Here is a 1579-nt window from a genome sequence, read left to right as displayed (position 1 = left end):
CGCGCTCGGCCGGGCGGTCGGAGTCGACCAGGCGCAGGGCCGGGGGCTCGAAGGGGAACTCGCCGCTGTACTCCCCGCTGAACTCGTCGCCGTAGCCCTTCAGCGCCGGGTCCGGCACCGGGGCCGGCTCGACCAGGCGCAGGCCCGCGGGCTCGATCGGCAGCTCGCCGGTCTGCCACGGCGGGGGCACCCGGCCCTCGCGCTGGCGGGGCAGCTCGACGTGGCGCTCGGCCGAGGCCGAGCGGGCGCGCTCGCTGCGGGGGATCTCGGTCCGGGGCCGCTCGGAGCGGGGAATCTCCGTCCGGGTGCGCTCGGAGCGCGGGATCTCGGTGCGGGCCCGCTCGCTGCGCGCCGGCTCGAGCCGCTCGTCGGCCTCGGGCCGGCCGCGCTCGGCCCGCCGCGGCTCCGACCGGCTCGGCTGCTCGGTCCGCTCCGCGCGCTCGGCCCGCTCCCGCTCGGCGCGGTTGCGCTCGGACCGGGACATGCCGGAGGACGCGGTGGTCTCCCCGCGCGCGCCGAGCCCGGCGAACTCGCCCGAGCCCGAGGTCGAGCCCGGCGTGGAGCCGAGCCCGGCGAACTCGCCGGAGTGGGAGCCGGTGGTCTCCAGCGCCGAGAAGTCCGGCGGCTGCGGGATGTCGCTGAGCCTGGGCAGGCTGCTGAGCTCCGACGCCGAGGCGAGCGGGTCGGCGCCGAAGGCATAGCCCGCCGTCTCCGTGGCCGGCGTGTCCGACCCGCTCAGCGGCCAGCTGGAGCGCGAACTCGTCTCGACGGTGGGTGGGTTCAGGGTCGGGGGCTCGCCGAGCGCGCTGAGGTCGCTGAGCCGCATCGCGCTGCTGTCGTGCGCGCCGCCGCCGGAGGTCGGGGTGACCGAGGCGGGCGGGGCCGAGGACGGGCCGGCGAAGGGGTCGTAGCCGAAGGAGTCGTACCGCTTGGGCTCCGCCGGCTCCGAGCCGCCCACGAACGGGGCGATGCCTGGCGGCGGCGGGGGCATCAGCGAGGTGAAGTGCGGCTCGCTCGCCGTCGGCTGCGGCGGGATGACCGGCTGCGGTGCCACCGGCGGCGGCGCGACCGGGGCCGGCGCGACGGGCAGCGGCGCCACGGGCACGGGCTGCGGGGGCGCCGCCTGCAGCGGCACCGGGATCGACTGCATCGACGCGGGCGTCGGCGGCTGGTACGTCGGCGGGACCGGCGGCGCGGGCGCGTACATCGGCGTGCGCGGCTGGTAGGCGGCCGGCTGGACGGGTTCGTTGACGCCGGAGCCGTAGTGCGTCGGCGGTGTGTACCCGGGCGGGGTCGAGGTCACCGGCGGGGCCGAGGTGACGCCGTAGGCCGGCGGTGCCGAGGAGACCTGGCCGTAGCTCGGCGGCGTGTACCCGGGCGGCGTGGAGACCACCGGCGGCGCCGACGTCACGGACGGCGGGCCGGAGACGACCGCCGGGGCGGAGCCGAGCACCGAGGGCATCGCGCTCGGGGCCGGCGGCGCGGAGACGACCGGCGGCTGGGCCTGCGCCGGAACGGACGGCAGCTGAGCCGCCGGGGCGTTCTGGGCGCGGCGGCGGCCGCCGGCGGCGCGGTGGGC

The 1579-nt window shown here is 79.2% G+C and carries 1 pseudogene; it reads right to left on the bottom strand.

What is annotated here, in order from left to right:
- A pseudogene (locus tag ABD352_RS50835) lies at window positions 1–1579 on the bottom strand (hypothetical protein); the annotation flags it as partial.

Origin of the sequence: Dactylosporangium salmoneum, from assembly GCF_039532525.1 — a bacterium.
Taxonomy (GTDB): Bacteria; Actinomycetota; Actinomycetes; order Mycobacteriales; family Micromonosporaceae; genus Dactylosporangium; species Dactylosporangium salmoneum.
This window is presented reverse-complemented; position numbering and strand designations above follow the sequence as displayed.